This window comes from Pseudomonas sp. AC070, assembly GCF_979258635.1.
The window spans coordinates 3,234,681-3,258,102 of sequence record NZ_OZ409871.1; the positions used below are offsets into that span (position 1 = coordinate 3,234,681).

Sequence of the window (23,422 nt, forward strand, 5' to 3'; positions counted from 1 at the left end):
ACAGCCCTCTCCCGCAAGCGGGAGAGGGAGAGGGAGCAGATCGATTACAGCGCTGCAGCCAAACGCGAACCCTGGTTGATCGCACGCTTGGCATCCAGCTCCGCCGCCACGTCCGCGCCACCAATCAAATGCACCACTTGCCCGGCCGCTTCCAGGCCTTCCTGCAGTTCACGCAATGGGTCTTGGCCGGCGCAGATGATGATGGTGTCGACCGGCAAAAGCTGCGGCTCACCTTCGGCAATGCGGATGTGCAAACCGGCGTCATCAACGCTGAGGTACTCCACGCTGTTGAGCATTTGCACGTTCTTGTTTTTCAAGCCGGTGCGGTGGATCCAGCCGGTGGTTTTGCCCAGGCCATCGCCCACTTTGGTTTTCTTGCGTTGCAGCAGGAACACGTCGCGCGCCGGAGCGTGCACTTCTGCTTTGATGCCGGCGATACCGCCGCGCGCTTCCAGGGCCTTGTCGATGCCCCACTCTTTCCAGAACGCATCGCGGTCCTGGCTGGTGGCGTCGCCTTGGTGAACGATGAATTCCGACACGTCGAAACCAATGCCGCCGGCGCCAATCACGGCCACCTTCTGGCCAACCGGTTTGCGCTGCAAGATGGCGTCGAGGTAGTTGATCACTTTCGGGTGGTCGATGCCCGGAATGGCCGGTGTGCGCGGGGCGATGCCGGTGGCCAGAATAATCTCGTCAAAGCCGCCTTTAACCAGGTCATCAACGCTGACGCGGGTGTTCAGTTGAAGATCAACGCCGGTGGTTTGCAGCTTGCGGCCGAAGTAGCGAATGGTTTCGTAGAACTCTTCTTTGCCCGGCACACGCTTGGCAATGTTGAACTGGCCGCCGATTTCGCTGGCCGAGTCGAACAGGGTCACTCTGTGGCCGCGCTCCGCCGCTACGGTGGCAGCAGAAAGCCCCGCCGGACCAGCGCCGACCACGGCAATTTTCTTCACGGCTGCGGTGGGAATGTAGTTCAGCTCGGTTTCGTGGCAGGCGCGCGGGTTGACCAGGCAGGTGGTGAGTTTGCCGCCGAAGGTGTGGTCCAGGCAGGCCTGATTGCAGCCGATGCAGGTGTTGATTTCGTCGCTGCGACCTTGCGCGGCCTTGTTGACGAATTCCGGGTCGGCGAGGAACGGGCGAGCCATGGACACCATGTCGGCGTCGCCATCGGCCAGCACTTGCTCGGCCACTTCCGGGGTGTTGATGCGGTTGGTGGTGATCAGCGGAATGCTGACTTCACCACGCAGTTTGGCCGTCACTTTGGTGAACGCTGCGCGCGGCACTTTGGTGGCGATGGTGGGGATACGCGCTTCGTGCCAGCCGATACCGGTGTTGATGATGGTGGCGCCGGCCTTTTCGATGGCTTTGGCCAGGGTGACGATTTCGTCCCAGGTGCTGCCGCCTTCCACCAGGTCGAGCATCGACAGGCGATAAATAATGATGAAGTTCGGGCCTACCGCTTCACGCACGCGGCGCACGATTTCCACCGGCAGGCGCATGCGGTTTTCGTAGCTGCCCCCCCAGCGGTCGGTGCGCTGGTTGGTGTGGGCGGCGAGGAATTGGTTAATGAAATAACCCTCGGAGCCCATGATTTCAACGCCGTCGTATTCGGCCACTTGGGCGAGGCTGGAGCAATTGACGAAATCGGCGATCTGCTTTTCGATGCCCTCTTCGTCCAGCTCATGGGGCTTGAACGGGTTGATCGGCGCTTGAATGGCGCTCGGCGCTACCGATTTCGGGCTATAGGCATAACGGCCGGCGTGGAGAATCTGCATGCAGATCTTGCCGCCCGCTTCGTGCACGGCGCGGGTAACAATGCGGTGCTGCTCGGCTTCTTCCGGGGTGCTCAGCTTGGCCGCGCCGGAATACACGCCACCTTCCACGTTCGGGCCAATGCCGCCGGTGACCATCAGGCCAACGCCGCCCAATGCGCGCTCGGCGAAGTAGGCCGCCATGCGTTCGAAGCCGCCCGGTTTTTCTTCCAGCCCGGTGTGCATGGAGCCCATCAGGGTGCGGTTACGCAGGGTGGTGAAACCCAGGTCCAGCGGGGCCAACAGGTGGGGGAATTGGGCGACGGTCATAGCAAGCTCCACATCGGGGGTTAGTGCACGGAATGCCGCTGCCTCATGGATTGGCTTTCTGGTCGAAAGCGTGGGCGGCGGTCAGTTGTGAGCGAACGATAAAGAGCGCGCCGCGCCCTCTCAATGATCCAAAGTGACAAGTTATTGATCCAAACGCGCAGCGCAACTTGGCAAGCGCCGCTGCGCCCCCTACCCTTATGGCCTCATTTCGCATCCCGACGACCATGCGCAGACTATTCGGCAACGCCCTCGCCTCCTCCACCATCGTTCTGCTCGGCGCTTATGCGCTGTGGACCGATTTGCCGTCCGAGGCCCATTACCTGTCCGACCTTCGCAGCGAAGTGGCGCTCAATCAGGGCCAGCCGGGCACCAACGGCAATCTGCTGGGCATTCAGCCGCAGCTGTATTCCGGCGACTACCACAGCGCCGAGCTGCTGCGCTTGAAGCTCGCCGCCTACCTGCACAAGGCCAACGAAGCCGGCTTGCTCAATGGCAAAACCGTCGCCGTGCTGCCCGAACATATCGGCACGGGCCTGGTGATCAGCGGCGAGAAAGTGGAGGTGTATCAGGCGCACACGGTCAACCGCGCAATGGCCTGGCTGGCGGCGAGCAATCCACTGAAACTCAGCCGCGCGCTGCTATTCGCCAAAGGTGAAAACCGCTTGCACGACGCCCTGCTGCGCATGCAGGGCGAGCACATGGCGCGCGACTACCAAACGGTGTTTGGCGGCCTGGCCAAAGATTTCGGCATCACCCTGGTGGCCGGCTCGATCGTGCTGCCCGAGCCGAGCGTGGAAGACGGCCAATTGGTGGTCGGCAGCGGCCCGCTGTACAACGTCAGCCTGGTATTTGGCAGCGACGGTGCACCGCTGGGGCAGCCTCAACGCAAGGCGTATCCCAGCGCCGATGAACTGGGTTTTGTCGCCGCCGCACCGCGCGAGCTTCAGGTGATCGAAACGCCAGCTGGGCGCTTGGCCGTGGTGCTGGGTAGCGACAGCCAGCGCGCCGATGCGTTTGCCGACCTGAGCAAACAAGGCGTGCAATTGCTCGTGGTTCCGGCTTTTCAAATGGCCACTCGCTCAGACAGTTCGACGCCGCCAGTGGACGGCAGCAGCGCACGCCTGGGCATGACGGTTTTTCTCCATGGCCAGTTCTGGGACCTGCGCAGCGACGGCCACAGTCTGCTGATGCAAGACCAGGCCGTGAGCACGCTCGACGACAGCGGCGGGCCCGGTGGCCGGCTGCTGAATATCTGGCTGTAAGCCATGAAGCCGGTACGGGTTCGGCTGGGGGATTTGTCGGTCGGCTTTGTACATGGCCTGGCTGATGCCGTGCGCGATGCCGGGCACGATCCGCTGCCGTTGCTTGAGCAATACGGGCTCGATACGGCGCGCCTGGCTGAGGCGCGGGCGCGGTTGTCGATTCCGCGCTACATGCGTTTGGGCCATGCCGCGATTCAACTGACCGGCGATTCAGCGCTGGGCTTGAGCATGGGCGTGCACACGCGCCTGAGCCAGGTTGGGTTGGCCGGCGTCACCGCCGCTCAGGCCCCGACCGTGCGCGAGGCAGCCCGTGCCCTGATTCGCTTCGAGCCGCTGTACGCCTACAACTACCGAGGCCAATCGAGCTTTCACGAAGACACCCGTGGCGCCTGGCTGCGCTTCTACTCGATCAACCCTTATAACGCCTACAACCGCTTCGTCGTCGACTCGGTATTGGCCGGCTGGGCAGCGCAACTGGGCGCGCTGGCCGGACAGCGCCTGGACGTGGAAAAAGTCGACATCGAATTCCCCGCCACGCCTTACGCCGAACGCTACGGCGAGCTGTTTGGCTGCGCCGTGGAGTTCGCCAGCGCCACCAATCAACTGCGCCTGAACCAGGCCACGCTTGCCTTGCGCAACCCCGAACACTGCCCGAGCACATGGCGGCACCTGCTGGACATTTGCGAGCGAGAACTGGAGCAACTGACCCGCACCCGCAGCCTGCGCGAGCGCATCAGCCAGCTGCTCGGGCCGCTGCTAAACGGCCGCGAGCCGGACCTGGAAGAAGTCGCCAACCGCCTGCAACTGCCGACCTGGACTTTGCGGCGCAAGCTGGCCGAAGAAGGCACGCAGTACCGCGCCATCCTCAACGACACCCGCCGCGACCTGGCCATGGCGTATATCCGCGACACGGAATTGGCGTTTGGGGAAATTGCGTATCTGCTCGGATTCGCTTCGGCGGAGGCGTTTCAACGGGCGTTCAAACGCTGGAACGGGCAGACGCCGGGGGAGTTCAGGAAGGCGCAGCGTAAGGCGGGATGATCGCGTTTTGCCCGGCCCTCACCCCCAGCCCCTCTCCCGCTCGCGGGCGAGGGGAGCCAATCGCCTTTCTGCTGACTAACGCGATTTGCTTTTAGTCCCCTCGCCCCTCGAGGAGAGGGCTAGGGTGAGGGGGGAAGCCGGCGCAGATTTAAAGCTCTGTAGCGTCTTCCACTAATTCAGCCGGCTCATCCTGCTCAGCCGCGCGGTATTCCAACAACTCTTCTTGGTACTCGTCCATTTGCTTGTGCTCGCTCTATCTTCGTTCGGGTCAAGGCCAAGCCTAAAACCCGCAGATGACTAACAGATGAACGAACCCAAGCGGCCAATCATTAAATCGCAGCCAATAAAAAACCCTTGGACCTTTCGATCCAAGGGTTTCGTATATGGCGCAGCGGACGGGACTCGAACCCGCGACCCCCGGCGTGACAGGCCGGTATTCTAACCGACTGAACTACCGCTGCGTGTCGGTGGACTTTCGTCCTATACAACGTGATGCGTGCTGCGTCTGATCGTAAAGCCCTGGTTGGCTTCTGATCTCAAGCCTGACAACGTCGAACTTGGCAAATAATGGCGCAGCGGACGGGACTCGAACCCGCGACCCCCGGCGTGACAGGCCGGTATTCTAACCGACTGAACTACCGCTGCGCGTCGGTGGACTTTCGTCCGGTTTCACAAGTGGTGGGTGATGACGGGATCGAACCGCCGACCCTCTGCTTGTAAGGCAGATGCTCTCCCAGCTGAGCTAATCACCCCTTGCTTGCGAGGCGCGAAATTTACGCGGGGGGCATACCTAAGTCAACACCCTGTATAGAAATTTTCTGAAATTAATCAATCGGCTATGTTTTCGCTGAGCCGTAGGTTGGGTTGAGCCGAAGGCAAAGCCCAACGTCATTGCCCAACCCGCAATGTCAACCGCGCTGTCACCAAACCTTCTTCATTGCGGTCCATGCCCGCCTCGTCAATTCGTACGCCCTGCCCTTCAAGCTCCTGGAACCACCGCAGCAGTACGTTGAAGGCCACCGGTTGCAGGTTCACTTGCAAGCTGCCATCACCGGAGCTGTCGAGGCGTTCGATGGTCAGCTGGGCGGCCGCTGCACTGCTGGTGACATACCCTTGCAGCTGTTCCGGCGCCAGGCTGGTGGTGGGTTTTTCCACCAAGGCACGGGCTTGCGGGGCTTTGGCTTGCAGGTAGCCGCTCAGTTCCAATTGCTGCGCGAGCGCTTCGCGGGCGTTGTGCAGGCGATGCTGGGCGGGCTGCCAGAAGCTGATATAGAGCAGCGCGCCGAGCACGCAAATAACCATCAGACCGAGCGCCAAACGCTCACGCGGCGCCAGAGTGGACCAGCGCCGTTGCAGTGGTGAGCGCTGCCAGCGGTCGAGCAGTTGCGTTCTAAACGTGGCGGTATTCATCCCTGCCCTCCTACGACTAACCGGGCGCTAACGCCGTTGTTTTCCCGACTCGCCGAGCCCAGTTGCACGGGCAAACCGGCATCTGCCAGGCGTTGGCGCAGGCGCTCCAGCGCGCTGAAGTCAGGCGCTTGCAGCTGCAGCGCGAGGTCGCCACGGGTGTCGCTGAAGTCCAACTGTTGAACGCGCACCAAACCGCCGTCTGCTTGCACAGCGGTGCTGGCCAGATCCATCAAAGCAAGAAAGCGACTGCCCCCGGCCGTGCGGCCTTGGCTTAGGTGTTCGTCGAGTTGGTGACGCAGATTCACCAGCTTGCTGTCCTGCGGAAACAACTCGCGATACAGCGCCGCGTTGGCAGCGGCGATGGTGTCGCTCTTGTGTTGCAGCTGCCACGCTTGCGCCAGGTTGAAGCCCCATTGCAGCACCAGCCATAACCCCACCAGCCCCAGCACCGGGCGCCAGCGTTTCCAGCCGTGGCTGTCTTCGCGACTGGCCAGTTCGCCTTGGGCCAGGTTGCAGCCGGCCGTTTGGGCGGCGAGCCAGAGGTACACATCCTCTTCGCGCTGGGCGGTTTCGATGCCGTCCGGCAAGGCTTGGGTCGGCGGCGCGATGGCGTGCAAGGGCAACGGGCACTGGTCGGCAATCTGCGGCCAATCGTCCTGCGCCACCGCCATACGCGTGGCCAACTGGCCGCCCAGCAGCCAGCGCTCGCCAAGCCAGCAAATCTGGGTGCCGACGTCAGGCAGCAAGTCGGCATCGACATGAATACTCACCGGCGCCACCGGGCACGCGGCGAGCCAGCCCTGCAGCCAGGCTGCGCGTACGGCGACAATACGGTGACGCCCGTCGCCGAGCGGTGTGCCGAGGGCCAGGTGAAATTGCTCGACGTCTTCGGCCAGCAATTCCTCCACGGCAAACGGCAAGGCCTGACGCAGCCAGCGCGCTTTCTGCGTGGGCAGCGCCACGGCACAGGCGGTGACAGCCTCCACCGGAATCACCAGGCGCCACGGTTCATCCAGCTCCACCATCGCTTCGGCGAGCAACAGCTGGTCGTGCACACCCGCGCGGATGCGATGCACCGGCAGGGTTTCGTCGACAGCCACCGCAGCGGCCGCCGGTAGAAAAATCGTTACCAGGCTCATCGTGCCTGCTCCTCGTTTGTTGCGGGGGCGGTCGCGCCAATGGCGATCAGCCCGTCTTGTCCAAGGTCGCGCGCCAGGACACGCACGCGCCCTTGTTGATCTCGGTGCATGTTACTCACCACCACCTGCCGGCGATCACCCATTCGCACCTCGCTGATCACTTGGAAATACGCGGTGCCGACCGCCAAGCCTTGCCCGTCGATACCCTGCCCCGCCAGCCCGGGCTGCGCGAGAAAGGCGTCCACCGAAGCGAAGCCTTCTTTGCCACGCGCCAGTACCACCCCTTGTGCCAGGTCCGGCGTCAGGCCGTCGGCCAGGCACGACAGCACCATGGCGCCAGCCGTGTTGACGTTCAACGGCGCATCGGCTGGCAAGGCGCTTACGTAAGGTTGCAGGCGGCGGAAGTCGGCCTCGGTCATGCCCAGCAATAACCGTAGCTCGGAGACGTCTTGCAGGCGACGGTTGGCGGCGCGATAGGCCGGCTTGGCGAGCAGGTATTGATTGTCTTCGGCGCCTTCGCTGCCGGTGGCTTCCTGGTCCACGTCGAGCCAGTCCACCAGACGATCGGCATAGGGCGTGGCGATGTCCAGGCGCAGCAGCAGGCGGCGAAAGCGCAGCACCGAGGGTTCGTCGACTTGCTGCTGGCGCACCAGGCTGTTGAGGTTAAAGCGGCCGCTGGGGTCTTCGATGCGCACGCTGAGCACGCCACCTTCGTCCAGCGCGAACGGCTGCATGGGTTTGGCCCAGTTCTCGCCAGGATGATCCACCGACTGACGCGGGTCGCCGCCGCGCGCATCGCGTTTAAGCACGGCCTTGGCCAGCGTCTCGCCGCCCAGCGCGTACTGCCAGGCTTGACGGGTATCGAGCAGATTGGCGCTGCTGCGAATGGCAACATGTTGGCGGGCGATCATGCCGGCGCACACCACAGTGACTACCGCCACGACCAGCAGCACGGTGATCAGCGCCACACCCTGTTGACGCTTCATTCCGGCACCTGCGAATCATCGGGCGCCGGGCTTTGGCCGTCCGGGTTGGCGTCAGGATTATCCGGGTTCTGACCGTCGCCAGGATTGCCTTCAGCGGGCAGATCGGGCAGGCGCAGCACGCGGCGAATCTGGCCGTAGCGCCGGTGTTCAAGCACCAGTTCCAAGGCTTTGGGCAACTGTTCCAGGCGCTCGCTTTCGTTGCCGTCGGCAGGCGGCCAACTGGCTTGCCATTGGCCCTGGCGGTCGAGGTAGCGAAGCGTCATGCGGGTGACGCCGTCGAGCACGGCTTGCACCTGCGGCTGGCCGTCTTGCGCTTGATCGAGCACCGGCCAGTAGCGGCGTTGCAGTTGCTCGCCGCTGAGTTCCCAGCGCACCCGTTGCAAGCGCGACCGACCGGCGCCCATGGGATTGCGCCAGCCGGTGCGGGTGAATTCCAGAGCAGTGGCGTCGCCGTCTTCACCGCGCAACGCGGCGCGTTCATCGCCAAACGGATCGCGCACCGGGCGCGGCACCGCTTGCAATACATCACGCTCGAACGCGGCCATGCCGCGCACCAGTTCGCGCAATTGTTGCTCGTGACTGCGCGTGGCGCTGTCGGCCTGCATCACGCTGCTCAGCATGCGATAGGTCGCCAAGGCCAGCAGCGCAAAGATGGCCACGGCAATCAGCAGTTCCAGCAGGGTAAAACCCCGCGAGCGCTTCATTGTCCGGCCTCGATAGGCTCGGTGGTGACAAAGCCGACCAGGCTGGCGACGGCGCGGTCTTTGATTTCGCCCCCGCGCCCACGCTCGTCCCGCGTGGCGACCCACACGGTGATGCGGCGCATGGTTGGCTCGCTGGTGTCTTCGACGGTGCTTTGCCATTGCCACTGGCGGTTGGCGAAATCGACCTGTCCCTGCTGATTGCCGATGCCGGGCACGGCGGGAGCCAATTGCATGTCGCTGAGCTGGTTGTCGGCGATCCACATGGCCAGGGTTTTGTCTTCAAGCCGCGCGGCCGTCTGCAAGCTGCGGGCGCTAACGCCCAGAACGCTGGCCGCCACCAACGCAAATATCGCCAGGGCTACTAGCACTTCGAGCAAGGTGAAGCCACGGCAGCGGCTCACTTACCGGCTCCTTTGCCGTCTGCCGCTTCGACTTTTGGCAGGCGAAAGCCGTCGGTGGACATCTGCAAGCGAGCGCCTTGCGCACGCTTCTCGGCCAGTTGTAGGCGAAAGGGACTGAGTTCACCGCTGGATAGAATCAGCACTTGCGGGCTGCGCTCGGCGTCTTTGGGTTGGTCTTCTTCAGCGTGTTGGCTGGGAAGTTTCAGCGCGGCACCTTCGAGTTCGACCGTCAGCACGGCATAAGCAGGCAACTGGTGCGGCGCGCGATCCACCGGCTGCCAGCGGTTTTTGCCGGGCTCGTAGCGCAGCACTTGATAGGACGAAGCGTCGAACCACAAGCCGTATTCGCGGTTGTCCAACACGGCCTCATCGGCCAGCACGCCAATCAACCCGCTAAGCCGCTCGGCTTCGTTACGCAGCTCGCGCGCCGGGCCGGCGATGCCGGTACTGAGCACCGCCAGCCCAACCAGGGTGCCCAGAATTACCAGCACCACCAGCAGCTCCACTAACGTGAAACCGGCCAGGGCCTGCGGCCGCTTCAAACTCACTGATCCCAGTTACCAATATCTGCATCGTTGTCGCTGCCGCCTTCTTTGCCATCGGCGCCGAAGGAGTAAAGATCGAACGGGCCTTTGCTGCCCGGCGCGAGGTATTGATACGGGTTGCCCCATGGGTCGACCGGCACGCGTTTGAGGTAGCCGTCAGCGTTCCAGTTTTTCGGTGCGGGGTTGCCGCTCGGTTTTTTCACCAACGCTTCGAGGCCTTGCTGCGTGCTCGGGTAGGCGTGGTTGTCGAGTTTGTACATGTCCAGCGCGGCGCTAATGCCTTTGACGTCGCCTTTGGCCACGGTGATTTTTGCCTGGTCGGGCCGGCTCATTACCTGAGGCACGATCAGCGCCGCGAGAATGCCGAGAATCACCACCACCACCATGATTTCAATCAGGGTAAAACCGCGCTGGCTTTGCCGTTGTCGCAGCCCGTTTTGCATGACGTTTGTTTGCATCGTGATCACCCCACTAGTTGGTTCAAAGACAGAATTGGAAGAAGAATCGCCAGCACGATGAGCAGCACCACAACGCCCATAAACACCAGCATAAAAGGCTCGAACAGGCCGACCATCAGCGCGATCTGGGCGGCCAGGTCGCCCTCCTGATTGCGCGCGGTGCGGGCCAGCATCTGGTCCAGTTCGCCGGAGCGTTCGCCGCTGGCGATCATGTGCAGCATCATCGGCGGAAACTGCCCGCTGGCTTCCAAGGCACGGGTAAGGCTGCCGCCCTCGCGGACTTTTTGCGCGGCCAAGACCACGTCGGCGCGGATCACGCGATTGGATATCACCTGGGCGCCAATGCTCAGCGCTTCCACCAGCGGCACGCCGCTGCGAGTGAGAATGGCCAGGGTCGAGGCGAAGCGCGCGCAGTCGGTGGCACGCACCAGTCGGCCGACCAAGGGCAGGCGCAATTGAAAGCCGTGCCAGCGCCGTTTGACGTTGTCATCGCGCAGCGCCCACCGTGCGGTAAAGCCACCGGCAATCACCAGCAGTACAAATAACCAGCCCCAGCTTTTCACCGCATCACTGAGGGCGATGAGGCCGCGCGTGAGGGCCGGCAGCGTTTGCCCAGAATCGATAAACACCCGCACCACATCCGGCACCACATAGCCGAGCAAAAAGCCGACGATGATCAGCGAGGTGATCATCAGCACCAGCGGGTACAACAACGCCAGCTGTACTTTCTGCCGCGACTGTTGGCGCTGTTCGGTGTAGTCGGCCAATTGTTCGAGCACCGGGCCCAAATGCCCGGCGTGCTCGCCGGCTGCCACGGTGGCGCGGTACAGGTCGGGGAATGCTGCAGGAAATTCTTTCAGCGCTGCCGCCAGGCTGTGCCCTTCCAGCACCCGCGCTCGCACTGCCAGCAACATCGCCTGCACACGCGGTGCGGAGGCCTGAGCGGCGGCGGCGCGCAACGCTTCTTCGATAGGCAATGCGGCTTGAATCAGGGTGGCTAACTGGCGCGTGAGCATCGCCAGATCGCGTGCAGACAGCCCGCGCACAAAGGTGAAATGACCGTCGTTACTCGCCTGCTCGCGGGTACGCGTGGCGTTGACTTGCAGCGGCGCCAGTTGCTTTTCGCGCAGCATCTGCCGCACTTGCCGCGCGCTGTCGGCTTCCATCACGCCCTTTTGCTGGCGCCCTGCATTGTCCAGAGCAAGGTATTCGAACGCTGCCATCAGAATGTGCCCGGTTGGGTGACGGTCAGAGCGCGGGCGACGGACTTAACGGTCTTCACGTCGTTCGCCCCTACGTTGGTGTTGATTCGGTGAGCTGGCAGATAGTTCGCGCCGCTGAGCGGCAGTGGTCGGCGCTTCGTCTTCTCGCGTCACGCGCAGCACTTCTTCGAGGCTGGTGACGCCCTGCATCACTTTGCGCCGGCCATCATCGCGAATGCTCGGGCCGTTGCCGCGCGCGTGCCGCGTCATCTCCTGCTCGCCGGCGCCGCTGTGGACCAGCGTGCGCATGTGGTCATCGAACACCACCAACTCATAAATACCGGTGCGCCCGCGATAGCCCTGCTGCTTGCATTCCGGGCAGCCGCGCGGGTGATGAATGACCGGCGTTTCGCCGCTGCGCACGCCCAGCACCTGGGCTTCAGCTTCAGTGACTGGCAGGCCTTCTTTGCAGTGCGGACAGAGCACACGAACCAGGCGCTGGGCCAACACACCGAGCAGCGAGGACGACAAAAGAAACGGTTCAACGCCCATATCCACCAAGCGCGTTACGGCGCCAATCGCGCTGTTGGTGTGCAACGTCGAGAGCACCAGGTGGCCGGTGAGCGAGGCTTGCACGGCAATTTGCGCGGTTTCAGCGTCGCGAATTTCGCCGACCATGACCACGTCCGGGTCTTGCCGAAGGATGGCGCGCAGGCCGCGGGCAAAAGTCATGTCGACCTTGGTGTTGACCTGCGTTTGGCCAATGCCTTCAAGGTGATATTCGATAGGGTCTTCGACGGTCAGAATGTTGCGCGTGCGGTCGTTCAGGCTAACCAGGCTGGCGTACAAGGTGGTGGTTTTCCCCGAGCCCGTGGGGCCGGTGACCAGAATGATGCCGTGCGGTTTGCGCACGCTGCTTTCCATTAGTTGGCAGTCGCGGCTGGACATGCCCAAGTGCTGCAAACTCAAGCGCCCCGCTTGTTTGTCCAGCAGCCGCAACACCACGCGCTCACCGTTGGCCGAGGGCAACGTCGACACCCGCACGTCCACTTCCCGCCCGCCTACGCGCAAGGAAATACGACCGTCTTGTGGCACACGTTTCTCGGCGATATCCAGGCGCGCCATCACCTTGATACGAGACACCAACAGCGCCGCCAACTCGCGTTTGGGCTCGAGCACTTCGCGCAGCACGCCGTCGACGCGAAAGCGCACGACCAAGCGTTTTTCAAAGGTTTCGAGGTGAATGTCGGAGGCGTTTTCCTTGATCGATTCACCGAGGATGGCGTTGATCAAACGAATGATCGGCGCGTCGTCTTCCTGCTCCATCAAGTCTTCGGTTTCGGGCACCTGATCCGCCAGCGCAGCGAGGTCTAGCCGCCCGCCGATGTCTTCAGCCAGTTGCATGGACGCAGAATCATGTTGATAGGCGGCCGCCATGGCCTGGTCGAAATCGGCCGGGCTGAGCGCTCGCAACGGCAAGCGGCGGCCGACAAACCGTTGCGCTTCGGCCAGCGCGACCATCTCTACAGCCGGCCGAAAGCCCAGGCACACCTGGTCTTTATCGAGCATCAACACCACGCCATTACGCTTGGCGTAACTGAACGGTAAACGGCGTGACACGGTTTCCACCGGAGAAACGTTCATCTGTAATCCGACCTTGGCATTGTGGAAGGGGCTGCTGCTCAGCGCCCATGTTCAAGATTAAGGATGACGATCATTCGCCATGCTGCTGTTTTTTTATCAATTTTTAGACGAGGCGACTCGTAGAGTGTGCAACGGCGGCTATCTTTACCACACTGCCGAAAAAACACATCGCCCCGCCATATAAAACAGAATAGGACCACAGCGCGAAGTGGATGCGTAAAAACACTTGGCTGCTCTATGATCGGCCGCCAGCAAATCCGACAGTGCGAGAAACGTCTTTGACCGTGCCCGAAACCCTCCGCAGGCTGATGCACAATGCCCCGACATTGCTGGGCGTGTTGTTGATCCTGTTGATCAGTTTGAGTTTCGCCACGCAAACCATCGAATGGCTCCAACTCAACCGCACCCAAGTAAGCGTGCAGACCGATGAGGCGAGCGAACTCTCCAGCGCACCGGCCCTGGACAGTATAGAAACCCTCTTCGGCCCCGCCCGCGTCGCGCAAACCACCGCGCCCCCCGCCACCAGCCTGCGCCTGACCCTGCGCGGCAGCTTTGTGCACAGCGATGCGCGCAGCTCCAGCGCAATCATTCAACGAGAAAACGCCAAGCCGCTGCGCTTCGGCGTGGGCGCCGAAATCGACAAGGGCATCCGCCTGCATGCGGTGTACCGCGATCGCGTCGAAATCGAGCGCAACGGCCGCCTCGAAACGCTGATGTTCAACAAGAACAAAAACGCCCCGGCCAGCCGCCCGCTTCCCAGCAGCTACGACGCCGTGGACGAGCTGTCCACGCTGCAACAGCAAGATGAACAGCAACTGCGAGAGCGCATGGAAGCCTTGCGTCAACAGATGGAAAGCGCTGGCGGTCAGGACGAACCCGATCAGGAGCCGGTGAACGAACCCGAGCCCCCTGCCGCGCCGCGCTCAACCGAACCCCTCCCTACCGATCCGCCTACGGAAAGCGATTAAGCCGATGCCATTGACTCTTTCACGCTTGACCCTGGCCCTGTTCGCCTGCGGTCTGCTCAGCATCAGCGCCACGGCTGGCGCCGCGATAACACCGGCGAACGGCACGGCCGGCGATGAACAGCAGCAGAACGAGGAACGCTGGACGATCAACCTCAAAGACGCCGACATCGCCGAGTTCGTCGACCAGATCGCTGACATCACCGGGCAAACCTTTGTGGTCGATCCGCGCGTCAAAGGCCAGGTCAACGTGGTGTCCAAAGCGCCGCTGAATCTCAGCGAGGTGTACCAGCTGTTCCTCTCGGTAATGGCCACCCACGGTTTTAGCGTGATTACCCAGGGCGACCAGGCGCGCATCGTGCCGAATGCCGAAGCCAAGGCCGATGCCGACACTGGTCGCGCTGCGCCGGATCGCCTGGAGACGCGGCTGATTCAGGTCCAGCACGGCAACGTCGCCGAGTTGATTCCATTGATTCGCCCACTCGTTCCGCAATACGGCCACCTGGCAGCGGTGACCTCGGCCAACGCCCTGATCATCAGCGACCGCAGCGCCAACATCACGCGCATCGAAGACCTGATTCATCAGTTGGATCAGAAGAGCAACAACGACTACAGCGTGGTCAACCTGCAATACGCCTGGGTCACCGATGCCGCCGAAGCGCTCAATGCCAGCGTGGCGCACGGGCAGGCCAAGGGGGCCGCCGGTACGCAGGTGATTGCCGACACGCGCACCAACCGCCTGATTCTCATCGGCCCGCCCGCCGCCCGCGCGCGAATGGTCGGTCTGGCCAAATCCCTCGACACGCCCAGCAGCCGCTCCGCCAACACGCGGGTCATTCGTTTGCGGCATAACGATGCCAAAGCATTGGCCACCGTGCTGGGCGAGATTTCCGAAGGGATTAAAAACCCGGCTGGCGGCGGAACTGCCGAAGCCGGTGGCGGCAAGCCGCAGAACATTCTGATTCGTGCCGACGAGAGCCTGAACGCCCTGGTATTGCTGGCCGAGCCTGACACCGTTGCCATGCTCGAAGACATCGTGCACCAACTCGACGTACCGCGCGCGCAGGTAATGGTGGAAGCAGCGATTGTCGAGATTTCCGGCGACATCACCGACGCGCTCGGCGTGCAGTGGGCGGTGGATGCGCGGGGCGGCACCGGTGGCGTCGGCGGCGTGAACTTCGGCAACACCGGGCTTTCCGTCGGTTCCGTGCTGCAGGCCATCCAGGATGACACCGTGCCCGACACCTTGCCCGACGGCGCGATCATCGGAATTGGCAGCAAGAACTTCGGCGCGCTGATAACAGCGTTGTCGGCCAACAGCAAAAGCAACCTGCTCTCCACGCCAAGCCTGTTGACGCTCGATAACCAGAAAGCCGAGATTCTGGTCGGCCAAAACGTGCCCTTCCAAACCGGCTCGTACACCACCGCTACCGACGGCGCGAGCAATCCGTTTACGACCATCGAACGCAAAGATATCGGCGTCACGCTTAAGGTCACTCCGCACATTAATGACGGCGCCTCGCTGCGGCTGGAGATCGAACAGGAGATTTCCTCAATTGCCCCCAGCGCCACGCTGTCTGCGCAGGCGGTGGATTTGATCACCAACAAGCGCTCGATCAAAAGCACCATCCTTGCCGAAGACGGCCAGGTGATTGTGCTCGGCGGCCTGATTCAGGACGACGTGACCATGACGGATTCGAAAGTGCCGCTGTTAGGCGATATCCCATGGCTGGGCCGGCTTTTTCGCTCAACCAAAGAGGCCCATACCAAGCGCAATTTGATGGTCTTCCTCAGACCGAGCGTCGTGCGTGATGGCGCGGGTTTGGCAGCGCTTTCGGGCAAGAAGTACAGCGACATTCGCGTATTAGGCGGCGCGGCGGATAGCGCACGGCCGAGCATATTGCCGCAGAAGCCAGGGCAGCTGTTTGATGGTCAGGGCGATTCGGCGATTGATCTGCGGCCGCAGTAAACAGGCGCGTTCGTTGTCGTCTGGGAAACCCCATCGCGGCTAAAGCCGCTCCCACAGGCTATGCAGATTCCTGTAGGAGCGGCTTCAGCCGCGATGCTCTCGAAATCAAAAAAGTCGCTCCCAAAACCGATGAAGGCTCCTGTAGGAGCGGCTTTAGCCGCGATGCTTTTCAAATAAAGACGAGGCGCAAGCCACCACCTCCAGCGGCAGACGTTACTCGACGTAAATCATCTTGCACGTCATCCCGCCATCCACCACAAACTCCTGCCCGGTCACAAACCCGGCGCTCGCCGAGAGCAGCCAAGCCACTTGCGCGGCCACATCTTCAACCGTGCCTACGCGGCCAGCGGGATGTTGGTCGTGGTCGGCGTCGGTCAATGGCGCGGCGCGGCGTTCGCTGGGGTCGCGGGCGTCGATCCAGCCTGGGCTGACGGCGTTGACGCGGATGTCCGGTCCCAAACTGATGGCCAGCGCGCGGGTCAGAGCCAATAAGCCACCTTTGCTCGCCGAATAGGCTTCGGTGTCCGCTTCGGCTTGATGGGCACGGGTCGAGGCAATGTTGACGATGGCGCCGTAATGCGCTCGCAGATAAGGCGCGCAGTGTTTGGCCAGCAGCAACGGGCCCGTGAGGTTAACGGCCAGCACGCGATTCCACTGCGCCAGCTCCAGGCTGTCCAGCGGCGCGTTGTGCGGGTCGGCGATACCGGCGTTGTTGACCAGCGCATCGAGCCGGCCGAACTGGCCCAGCACCTGCGCAACGCCTTCAACCACTTGGCTTTCCTGGCTGACGTCCATCGCCACAAACCAGGCGTTGTCGCCAAGCGCTTTGGCGACCTTGGCGCCGCGTTCACGCTCAGTATCGGCCAGCACCACTTGCCAGCCTTCCGCGATCAGCCAGGCGGCGATGCCCAGGCCGATGCCACGCGCGGCGCCAGTGACCAAGGCCACCTTGCCGTTGCTGGCCAGCGGGCGCTCCACTTCCAACTCGACCATCAGCGACGCCCGATCACAGCGCCGCGAGGCCCCGGGCCAGATCGGCCTGGATGTCGTCGACTTCTTCGAGGCCAACGGCCACGCGGATCAAGCTGTCGCGGATGCCCGCTGCAGCGCGTTCTTCGGGCGTCAAACGACCGTGGGACGTGGTGCTCGGGTGGGTGATGGTGGATTTGCTGTCGCCCAGGTTGGCGGTGATCGAGAGCAAACGCGTGGCGTCGATAAAGCGCCAGGCGCCCTCTTTGCCGCCTTTCACTTCAAAGCTCACCACGGCGCCAAACGCACGCTGCTGACGCTTGGCCAGTTCGTGTTGCGGATGGCTCGACAAGCCCGCGTAGTGAACCTTCTCGATGCCGGGCTGCTGTTCCAGCCACTGGGCCAAGTGCAGCGCGCTGGCGCAATGGGCTTGCATGCGGATGCGCAGGGTTTCCAGACCTTTCAGGAACACCCAGGCGTTGAAAGGGCTCAGGGTCGGGCCAACGGTGCGCACGAAGCCCACCAGCTCGGCCATCAGCTTGGCACTGCCGGCCACCACGCCGCCCAGGCAACGACCCTGGCCGTCGATAAATTTGGTGGCCGAATGCACCACCACGTCGGCGCCGAGCGCCAGTGGCTTTTGCAGCACCGGCGTGCAGAAGCAGTTGTCGACCACCAGTTTCGCGCCGTGGGCATGAGCCACTTCGGCCAGCGCGGCGATGTCCACCAGCTCGGCCAACGGGTTGGAGGGTGATTCGACGAAGAACATTTTGGTGTTGGGCTTGCAGGCATCGCCCCAGCCGGCGACGTTGGTCAGCTCGACGTAGTCGACCTGCACGCCAAAGCGCTTCAGGTATTTTTCGAACAGGCTAATGGTCGAACCAAACACGCTGCGCGAGACCAGCACGTGGTCGCCGGCACTGCAAAACGCCATGACCACGCCCATGATCGCCGACATACCGGACGCCGTTGCGACCGCCTGCTCCGCCCCTTCCAGCGCGGCGAGGCGCTCTTCGAAGGTGCGTACGGTGGGGTTGGTGTAACGCGAATAGACGTTGCCCGGCACCTCGCCAGAGAAGCGCGCAGCGGCGTCGGCGGCAGTGCGGAACACGTAGCTCGAGGTGAAGAACATCGCCTCGCCGTGCTCGCCTTCAGGGGTACGGTGTTGCCCGGCGCGCACTGCCAGGGTGTCGAAGCCTACGCCTTCGAGGTCACTGTCCAGCCGACCGGCATCCCATTCCTGCGTCATGCCCTTTCTCCATCAAATGTTCAGCACTAAAACGTTCAGCCCGCTTTCGCGGGCTGGGGTTATCAATTGTTGTACAGGTCGATGATGGCGCTGACCACGTTGGTCTTGAGCTTCGACGAGTCGTTGCGTGCCTGTTCGATTTTGTTCAGGTACGCCTCGTTGACGTCGCCGGTGACGTACTTGCCATCAAACACCGCGCAATCGAACTGGTCGATCTTGACCTTGCCGCCGCCCACCGCGTCGATCAGGTCGCTGAGGTCCTGATACACCAGCCAGTCGGCGCCGATCAGTTCAGCCACTTCCTCGGTGGTGCGGTTGTGGGCGATCAGTTCGTGGGCGCTCGGCATGTCGATGCCGTACACGTTCGGGTAACGCACCGCCGGCGCTGCCGAGCAGAAGTACACGTTCTTCGCCCCGGCTTCGCGGGCCATCTGAATGATCTGCTTGCAGGTGGTGCCGCGCACGATGGAGTCGTCGACCAGCATCACGTTCTTGCCGCGGAATTCCAGCTCGATGGCGTTGAGCTTCTGGCGGACCGATTTCTTGCGCGCAGCCTGGCCCGGCATGATGAAGGTGCGGCCGATGTAACGGTTTTTAACGAAGCCTTCGCGGAATTTCACGCCCAGGTGGTTCGCCAGTTCCAGCGCGGAGGTGCGGCTGGTGTCCGGAATCGGGATAACCACGTCGATGTCGTGATCCGGGCGCTCGCGCAGGATTTTATCGGCCAGTTTCTCGCCCATGCGCAGGCGGGCTTTGTAGACCGAAATGCCGTCCATGATCGAGTCCGGACGCGCCAGGTACACGTGCTCGAAAATGCACGGGGCGTATTTCGGGTTGGTCGCGCATTGGCGGGTAGAAATCTTGCCTTCTTCGGTGATGTACACCGCTTCGCCCGGCGCCAGGTCGCGGATCAGGGTGAAGCCGAGCACGTCGAGCGACACGCTTTCCGAAGCGATCATGTATTCCACGCCTTCGTCGGTGTGACGTTGGCCAAATACGATCGGACGGATGCCGTTAGGGTCGCGGAAACCGACGATGCCGTAACCGGTGACCATGGCCACCACGGCGTAACCGCCGGTGCAACGCTTGTGCACGTCGGTGACGGCAGCGAACACGTCGTCTTCGGTCGGCTGCAACTTGCCGCGAACAGCCAGCTCGTGAGCGAACACGTTGAGCAGCACTTCGGAGTCGGAACTGGTGTTGACGTGACGAAGGTCAGATTCGTAGATCTCCTTGGCCAGCTGCTCGACGTTGGTCAAGTTGCCGTTGTGGGCCAGGGTGATGCCATACGGCGAGTTCACGTAGAAAGGCTGCGCTTCAGCGGACGTGGAACTGCCCGCCGTCGGATAGCGCACGTGACCGATGCCCATGTGGCCAACCAAACGCTGCATATGGCGCTGATGGAACACATCGCGCACCAGTCCGTTGTCTTTGCGCAGATACAACCGGCCGTCATGGCTGGTCACGATACCGGCAGCATCCTGGCCGCGATGTTGGAGCACGGTAAGCGCGTCATACAGCGCTTGATTGACGTTTGACTTACCGACGATACCCACGATGCCACACATGCGACCAACCCCTTTGAAGTGGGAAACTACTGCGCTCGGCTAGGCATTAGAAGACACGCCTAACGTTTGCTCGCTACGTTTCTTAACAACTGCGCTCGGTTAGGCATAAGAAAACACGCATAACCTTCGCTCGCTTCGTTTCTGAATTACCGCGACTGCTTACTTCGTTACCGCAACTGCTGACTGCTACAACGGCTTGGGCGCCAGAACATCTTTAAACGACAGCTCTGCCGGTCCACTCACACCGCTGGCCAGCCATTGACTGGCCAGGGTAAGAATCATGTTTTTCGACCAGTCCGCCACGATCAGAAAGTGCGGCACCAGTGATGACTCTTTCCACCAAGCGTCCTGAGTAACCGGCGCCAGGCTCAATAATCCAACCAGCAACACCACCAGCAAACCGCCTCGCGCGGCACCGAACACCATGCCTAGCACGCGGTCAGTGCCCGATAGTCCGGTAACGCGAACCAGCTCGCCAATAAGAAAATTAAATAGGGCACCCACTAATAATGTGGCCACGAAAAGAATGGCGCAGCCGGCGATAACGCGGGCTGATGGGGTGTCGATGTAATCCACGAGGTGCTGGGAAAGCGCGCCGCCGAACATCCAGGCAACGACTCCAGCAATGATCCAAGTTACCAGCGACAGCGCTTCTTTGACGAAGCCGCGTTTCAAGCTGATTAAACTGGAAATTGCGATAACGGCGATGATCGCCCAATCGACCCAGGTAAATGGCACGTTACAGGCCTACCGACGGAAGAGGCGCGGGATTTTAGCAGAGCGTTCGGCAAGGAGTAAGCCGGGATTTATCGAACACCGATTAATTCCCTGCCGCTGGGCGAAAATGCTGATGGTGCGTTGGGTTTAGCTGTGCTCGAAGAGCGCGGACCGACGCAACCTAACTGCTGAAAGCGTCGCGGCAAAGATGCTCCCAAGAATCGTACATTCCTCTGGGAGCGGCTTCAGCTGCGATGCTCTTACCGGCCCATCAGCTACTTTCCGGCTGGAAACGCACCACAAACCCTTTGAGCTTCTGCTGCTTGGTCAGCTGATCGCGCAGGCGATCCGCTTCAGCACGTTCAATCAGCGGCCCGACAAATACCCGGTTCATGCCTTCAGCGCTGCGGATGTAGGCGTTGTAACCCTGGCTGCGCAGGGTTTTCTGCAGGCTTTCAGCACTGGCGCGGTTGGACAGGCTGGCCAGTTGGATTGACCAACTAATCGGCAAGCTGTTGGCGTCCAGACGGTTCTGCGTCGCCGGCGCTGCCGCTGGCGTAGCGGGCGTGGCGCTGGCAGTGGCCGGCGGTTTGCTGGCTGGCGGTACGGGAGGCGCCGGAGCAATAGGCGTGGTCGGCGGTGGCAAAGCGCTAGGCGTGGTCGGAAGCGGGGCTGGCGTAGTTGCCACCTGCTCGACCGGCACGGGCTCTTCGGGCAGCAGTTCTGGCTCTGGAACCGACACCGGCTCTTGCGCCACTTCCGGCATGGCCGGGGCTTGCGGCATGGCCGGGGCGTCGACCACCACGTGACGGGATTCATCCTGGCGCGACAGCAGCATCGGCAAGAAGATGATCGCCAGGGCAATCAGCACCAAGGCGCCGACGATCCGCTGCTTCAATCCTTTATCCAGCAAAGCCATTCCCCACTTCTCCCATGGCATGGCGGGCCAGCCATTCCAGGGCCTCGGCCACGCAGTAAAAAGAACCAAACAACAGAATTTCGTCTTCTGCCGTCGCCTGCTGCAGCTGCGCTTCCAAGGCGGCGGCAATGTCGCCATACGCTTCAACGCGTGCGCCCAGGTTCAGCAGCGCGGCCTGCAACTCGGCGGCGGGCCGACTGCGCGGCGTTGGCAGCGGCGCCACGGCCCAAGCCGTCACCTGTGTGAGCAACGGAGCGAGCACGCCGGGTAAATCTTTATCAGCCAACAAACCGAACACCGCCAGGCGCTTGCCAGCCACCGGGCGATCCGCCAAGCGCTGCGCCAAATACTCGGCGGCGTGGGGATTATGCCCAACATCCAGCAACAGCGTGAGTGCCTTGCCATGCCAATTTATAGCGCGGCGATCAAGGCGACCGGTCACCCGCGTGCGTTGCAGCGCCGTGACCAGTTGGTCAGGCCGCCAAGGCAGGTCGAGCATGGCGTAGGCCTGCAGTGCCAGCGCGGCGTTTTCCATGGGCAGATCGAGCAGCGGCAGATCATGCAAGCTCAGTGGCTCGCCGGCGGCGTTGAAGCCACGCCAGTGCCAGCTGTGCTCGCCAAACGCCAGGTCGTAATCGGGGCCGCGCAGCAACAATGGGCAAGGAAGCGAGGTCGCTTTTTCACGAATCGGTGCTGGCGGCTTCAAATCGCCGCAAATAGCCGGTACGCCAGCGCGGAAAATGCCGGCCTTCTCGAATGCTACCGACTCGCGGGTGTCGCCCAGGTAGTCCGCATGGTCGAGGCCAATGCTGGTGATCAGCGCCAGATCAGGATCAATCAGGTTGACAGTGTCCAGTCGACCGCCCAGGCCTACTTCCAATACTGCCGCATCCAGGCCGCTGCGCTGGAACAACCAGAACGCAGCCAGGGTGCCAACTTCGAAATAGGTCAGGGAGGTTTCGCCACGGGCCGCTTCAACGGCGGCGAAGGCTTCGCAGAGTTCGGCGTCAGTGGCTTCCACTCCCGCCACTTGCACGCGTTCGTTGTAACGCAGCAGGTGGGGCGAGCTGTAGACGCCCACTTTCAGCCCCTGCTCGGCAAGTAGCGAGGCAAGAAAGGCGCAGGTTGAGCCTTTGCCATTGGTGCCGGTCACGGTGATGACTTTCGCCGCCGGCCGCCCCAGACCGAGGCGGCTGGCCACCTCGCGGGTGCGGTCCAGGCCCATGTCGATGGCCACCGGGTGCAACTGCTCCAGATAGCTCAACCACTCAGCCAGGTTGCGCTGCACCGTGGGCTGGGTCATGCGCTGATAGGCGCAGGGATGGCGACCGGGGTCGGGAGATTTTGCATTTGCGCCAGCAAACGGGCGAGACGAGGACGCAATTCCTGACGGGAAATGATCATGTCGATGGCGCCGTGGGCCAGCAGGAATTCGCTGCGCTGGAAGCCTTCTGGCAACTTTTCTCGCACGGTTTGTTCGATCACGCGCGGGCCGGCGAAACCGATCAGGGCTTTGGGTTCAGCGACAATCACGTCACCCAGCATTGCCAAGCTGGCCGACACGCCGCCGTACACCGGATCGGTCAGTACGGAAATAAACGGCACGCCCTCTTCGCGCAGGCGGGCCAATACGGCCGACGTCTTGGCCATTTGCATCAGCGAGATCAGCGCTTCCTGCATACGCGCACCACCGGAAGCGGCGAAGCACACCAGCGGGCAACGCTCTTTCAGCGCGACGTTGGCGGCCTGAACAAAACGCTCGCCGACGATGGCGCCCATCGAGCCGCCCATAAAGGCGAACTCAAAGGCGCACGCCACGACGGGCAGGTCTTGCAGGGTGCCGCGCATGGCGATCAGCGCGTCTTTCTCGCCGGTCTGCTTTTGCGCGGCGGTGAGACGGTCTTTGTACTTTTTGCTGTCGCGGAATTTCAGGCGGTCCACCGGCTCAAGATCAGCGCCGATTTCTTCGCGCCCCTCGGGGTCGAGGAAGATGTCCAGACGGGCGCGGGCATCGATGCGCATGTGGTGGTTGCACTTGGGGCAAACATCCAGGGTTTTCTCAAGCTCAGGACGGTAAAGCACCGCTTCGCAGGACGGGCATTTGTGCCACAAGCCCTCGGGGACAGAGCTCTTTTTCACCTCGGAACGCATGATCGATGGGATCAGCTTATCTACCAGCCAGTTACTCATGCA

The 23,422-nt window shown here is 62.3% G+C and carries 21 protein-coding genes and 3 tRNA genes; 4 read left to right on the forward strand and 20 right to left on the reverse strand.

The window, feature by feature from the left end:
* Positions 1–44: 44 nt before the first annotated feature.
* A complete protein-coding gene (locus tag ACZZ0Q_RS14520) occupies positions 45–2,081 on the reverse strand; it encodes an oxidoreductase (protein ID WP_463560703.1) in 2,037 nt (678 codons plus the stop codon).
* A gap of 224 nt (positions 2,082–2,305) precedes the next feature.
* Between ACZZ0Q_RS14520 and ACZZ0Q_RS14525 the strand changes: the two genes are divergently transcribed.
* Entirely contained in the window at positions 2,306–3,343 is a 1,038-nt protein-coding gene (locus tag ACZZ0Q_RS14525) for a carbon-nitrogen hydrolase family protein (RefSeq protein ID WP_463541811.1), read from the forward strand.
* Positions 3,344–3,346: 3 nt separating this feature from the next.
* Complete coding sequence (locus tag ACZZ0Q_RS14530; protein WP_463541810.1) at positions 3,347–4,384, forward strand: AraC family transcriptional regulator; 1,038 nt, start codon at positions 3,347–3,349, stop codon at positions 4,382–4,384.
* Positions 4,385–4,768: 384 nt separating this feature from the next.
* Here the strand turns inward: ACZZ0Q_RS14530 and ACZZ0Q_RS14535 are convergent.
* From ACZZ0Q_RS14535 to gspE, 12 genes are all read right to left on the reverse strand, one after another.
* A tRNA-Asp gene (locus tag ACZZ0Q_RS14535) sits at positions 4,769–4,845 on the reverse strand.
* A 107-nt stretch (positions 4,846–4,952) separates the two neighbouring features.
* A tRNA-Asp gene (locus ACZZ0Q_RS14540) sits at positions 4,953–5,029 on the reverse strand.
* Positions 5,030–5,060: 31 nt separating this feature from the next.
* A tRNA-Val gene (locus ACZZ0Q_RS14545) sits at positions 5,061–5,136 on the reverse strand.
* Between the two features lie 136 nt (positions 5,137–5,272).
* A complete protein-coding gene (locus ACZZ0Q_RS14550) occupies positions 5,273–5,794 on the reverse strand; it encodes a type II secretion system protein M (protein WP_463541809.1) in 522 nt (173 codons plus the stop codon).
* Positions 5,791–6,933, reverse strand: a complete 1,143-nt coding sequence (gene gspL / locus ACZZ0Q_RS14555) for a type II secretion system protein GspL (RefSeq protein ID WP_463541808.1) — start codon at positions 6,931–6,933, stop codon at positions 5,791–5,793. The genes ACZZ0Q_RS14550 and gspL overlap by 4 nt, the downstream gene beginning before the upstream one ends.
* Positions 6,930–7,919 carry a type II secretion system minor pseudopilin GspK gene (gene gspK, locus ACZZ0Q_RS14560; RefSeq protein ID WP_463541807.1) on the reverse strand — a complete coding sequence of 330 codons (990 nt, stop codon included), beginning with the start codon at positions 7,917–7,919 and terminating at the stop codon, positions 6,930–6,932. Before gspK ends, gspL begins: the two co-directional genes overlap by 4 nt.
* A complete protein-coding gene (gene gspJ, locus ACZZ0Q_RS14565; RefSeq protein ID WP_463541806.1) occupies positions 7,916–8,623 on the reverse strand; it encodes a type II secretion system minor pseudopilin GspJ in 708 nt (235 codons plus the stop codon). The genes gspK and gspJ overlap by 4 nt, the downstream gene beginning before the upstream one ends.
* Entirely contained in the window at positions 8,620–9,024 is a 405-nt protein-coding gene (gspI, locus tag ACZZ0Q_RS14570; protein ID WP_463541805.1) for a type II secretion system minor pseudopilin GspI, read from the reverse strand. The genes gspJ and gspI overlap by 4 nt, the downstream gene beginning before the upstream one ends.
* Complete coding sequence (gene gspH, locus ACZZ0Q_RS14575) at positions 9,021–9,566, reverse strand: type II secretion system minor pseudopilin GspH (protein ID WP_463541804.1); 546 nt, start codon at positions 9,564–9,566, stop codon at positions 9,021–9,023. Before gspH ends, gspI begins: the two co-directional genes overlap by 4 nt.
* Before the next feature lie 2 nt (positions 9,567–9,568).
* Positions 9,569–10,012, reverse strand: a complete 444-nt coding sequence (gene gspG / locus ACZZ0Q_RS14580) for a type II secretion system major pseudopilin GspG (protein ID WP_463542324.1) — start codon at positions 10,010–10,012, stop codon at positions 9,569–9,571.
* Between the two features lie 20 nt (positions 10,013–10,032).
* Positions 10,033–11,250 (reverse strand): GspF family T2SS innner membrane protein variant XcpS, encoded by a 1,218-nt coding sequence (gene xcpS / locus ACZZ0Q_RS14585; RefSeq protein WP_122497214.1) that lies wholly within the window; start codon positions 11,248–11,250, stop codon positions 10,033–10,035.
* Positions 11,251–11,295: 45 nt separating this feature from the next.
* Positions 11,296–12,873: a type II secretion system ATPase GspE gene (gene gspE, locus ACZZ0Q_RS14590; RefSeq protein WP_463541803.1), complete on the reverse strand. Its 1,578-nt coding sequence runs from the start codon at positions 12,871–12,873 to the stop codon at positions 11,296–11,298.
* A gap of 308 nt (positions 12,874–13,181) precedes the next feature.
* Between gspE and ACZZ0Q_RS14595 the strand changes: the two genes are divergently transcribed.
* Both ACZZ0Q_RS14595 and gspD read left to right on the forward strand, forming a co-directional pair.
* Entirely contained in the window at positions 13,182–13,841 is a 660-nt protein-coding gene (locus tag ACZZ0Q_RS14595) for a type II secretion system protein N (protein ID WP_463541802.1), read from the forward strand.
* 4 nt (positions 13,842–13,845) lie between these two features.
* On the forward strand, positions 13,846–15,807 hold the full coding sequence (gene gspD, locus ACZZ0Q_RS14600; protein ID WP_463541801.1) for a type II secretion system secretin GspD: 1,962 nt from the start codon (positions 13,846–13,848) through the stop codon (positions 15,805–15,807).
* A gap of 213 nt (positions 15,808–16,020) precedes the next feature.
* Here the strand turns inward: gspD and ACZZ0Q_RS14605 are convergent, their stop codons facing one another.
* The 7 genes from ACZZ0Q_RS14605 to accD all read right to left on the reverse strand — a co-directional run bounded on the left by ACZZ0Q_RS14605 (position 16,021) and on the right by accD (position 23,419).
* Positions 16,021–16,800 (reverse strand): SDR family oxidoreductase, encoded by a 780-nt coding sequence (locus ACZZ0Q_RS14605; protein ID WP_463541800.1) that lies wholly within the window; start codon positions 16,798–16,800, stop codon positions 16,021–16,023.
* Positions 16,801–16,813: 13 nt separating this feature from the next.
* Positions 16,814–18,025 (reverse strand): O-succinylhomoserine sulfhydrylase, encoded by a 1,212-nt coding sequence (locus ACZZ0Q_RS14610; protein WP_463541799.1) that lies wholly within the window; start codon positions 18,023–18,025, stop codon positions 16,814–16,816.
* Positions 18,026–18,087: 62 nt separating this feature from the next.
* Positions 18,088–19,593: an amidophosphoribosyltransferase gene (gene purF, locus ACZZ0Q_RS14615; RefSeq protein ID WP_122497202.1), complete on the reverse strand. Its 1,506-nt coding sequence runs from the start codon at positions 19,591–19,593 to the stop codon at positions 18,088–18,090.
* Between the two features lie 186 nt (positions 19,594–19,779).
* Entirely contained in the window at positions 19,780–20,331 is a 552-nt protein-coding gene (locus ACZZ0Q_RS14620) for a CvpA family protein (protein ID WP_122497200.1), read from the reverse strand.
* 250 nt (positions 20,332–20,581) lie between these two features.
* Positions 20,582–21,229, reverse strand: a complete 648-nt coding sequence (locus ACZZ0Q_RS14625) for an SPOR domain-containing protein (protein ID WP_463541798.1) — start codon at positions 21,227–21,229, stop codon at positions 20,582–20,584.
* The gene (folC, locus tag ACZZ0Q_RS14630; protein WP_463541797.1) at positions 21,213–22,532 is read right to left on the reverse strand and encodes a bifunctional tetrahydrofolate synthase/dihydrofolate synthase; all 1,320 of its coding nucleotides are present in this window, start codon (positions 22,530–22,532) and stop codon (positions 21,213–21,215) included. Before folC ends, ACZZ0Q_RS14625 begins: the two co-directional genes overlap by 17 nt.
* A complete protein-coding gene (accD, locus tag ACZZ0Q_RS14635; RefSeq protein ID WP_463541796.1) occupies positions 22,529–23,419 on the reverse strand; it encodes an acetyl-CoA carboxylase, carboxyltransferase subunit beta in 891 nt (296 codons plus the stop codon). Before accD ends, folC begins: the two co-directional genes overlap by 4 nt.
* Positions 23,420–23,422: the final 3 nt, after the last annotated feature.

Coding starts and splice junctions, on each gene's coding strand:
- gspD (WP_463541801.1), top strand. CDS start 13,846: ATGCCATTGACTCTTTCACGCTTGACCCTGGCCCTGTTCGCCTGCGGT.
- ACZZ0Q_RS14525 (WP_463541811.1), top strand. CDS start 2,306: ATGCGCAGACTATTCGGCAACGCCCTCGCCTCCTCCACCATCGTTCTG.
- ACZZ0Q_RS14595 (WP_463541802.1), top strand. CDS start 13,182: ATGCACAATGCCCCGACATTGCTGGGCGTGTTGTTGATCCTGTTGATC.
- purF (WP_122497202.1), bottom strand. CDS start 19,593: ATGTGTGGCATCGTGGGTATCGTCGGTAAGTCAAACGTCAATCAAGCG.
- ACZZ0Q_RS14625 (WP_463541798.1), bottom strand. CDS start 21,229: ATGGCTTTGCTGGATAAAGGATTGAAGCAGCGGATCGTCGGCGCCTTG.
- gspG (WP_463542324.1), bottom strand. CDS start 10,012: ATGCAAAACGGGCTGCGACAACGGCAAAGCCAGCGCGGTTTTACCCTG.
- ACZZ0Q_RS14610 (WP_463541799.1), bottom strand. CDS start 18,025: ATGACGCAGGAATGGGATGCCGGTCGGCTGGACAGTGACCTCGAAGGC.
- ACZZ0Q_RS14550 (WP_463541809.1), bottom strand. CDS start 5,794: ATGAATACCGCCACGTTTAGAACGCAACTGCTCGACCGCTGGCAGCGC.
- gspL (WP_463541808.1), bottom strand. CDS start 6,933: ATGAGCCTGGTAACGATTTTTCTACCGGCGGCCGCTGCGGTGGCTGTC.
- gspE (WP_463541803.1), bottom strand. CDS start 12,873: ATGAACGTTTCTCCGGTGGAAACCGTGTCACGCCGTTTACCGTTCAGT.
- ACZZ0Q_RS14605 (WP_463541800.1), bottom strand. CDS start 16,800: ATGGTCGAGTTGGAAGTGGAGCGCCCGCTGGCCAGCAACGGCAAGGTG.
- accD (WP_463541796.1), bottom strand. CDS start 23,419: ATGAGTAACTGGCTGGTAGATAAGCTGATCCCATCGATCATGCGTTCC.
- ACZZ0Q_RS14520 (WP_463560703.1), bottom strand. CDS start 2,081: ATGACCGTCGCCCAATTCCCCCACCTGTTGGCCCCGCTGGACCTGGGT.
- folC (WP_463541797.1), bottom strand. CDS start 22,532: ATGACCCAGCCCACGGTGCAGCGCAACCTGGCTGAGTGGTTGAGCTAT.
- gspJ (WP_463541806.1), bottom strand. CDS start 8,623: ATGAAGCGCTCGCGGGGTTTTACCCTGCTGGAACTGCTGATTGCCGTG.
- ACZZ0Q_RS14530 (WP_463541810.1), top strand. CDS start 3,347: ATGAAGCCGGTACGGGTTCGGCTGGGGGATTTGTCGGTCGGCTTTGTA.
- gspK (WP_463541807.1), bottom strand. CDS start 7,919: ATGAAGCGTCAACAGGGTGTGGCGCTGATCACCGTGCTGCTGGTCGTG.
- xcpS (WP_122497214.1), bottom strand. CDS start 11,250: ATGGCAGCGTTCGAATACCTTGCTCTGGACAATGCAGGGCGCCAGCAA.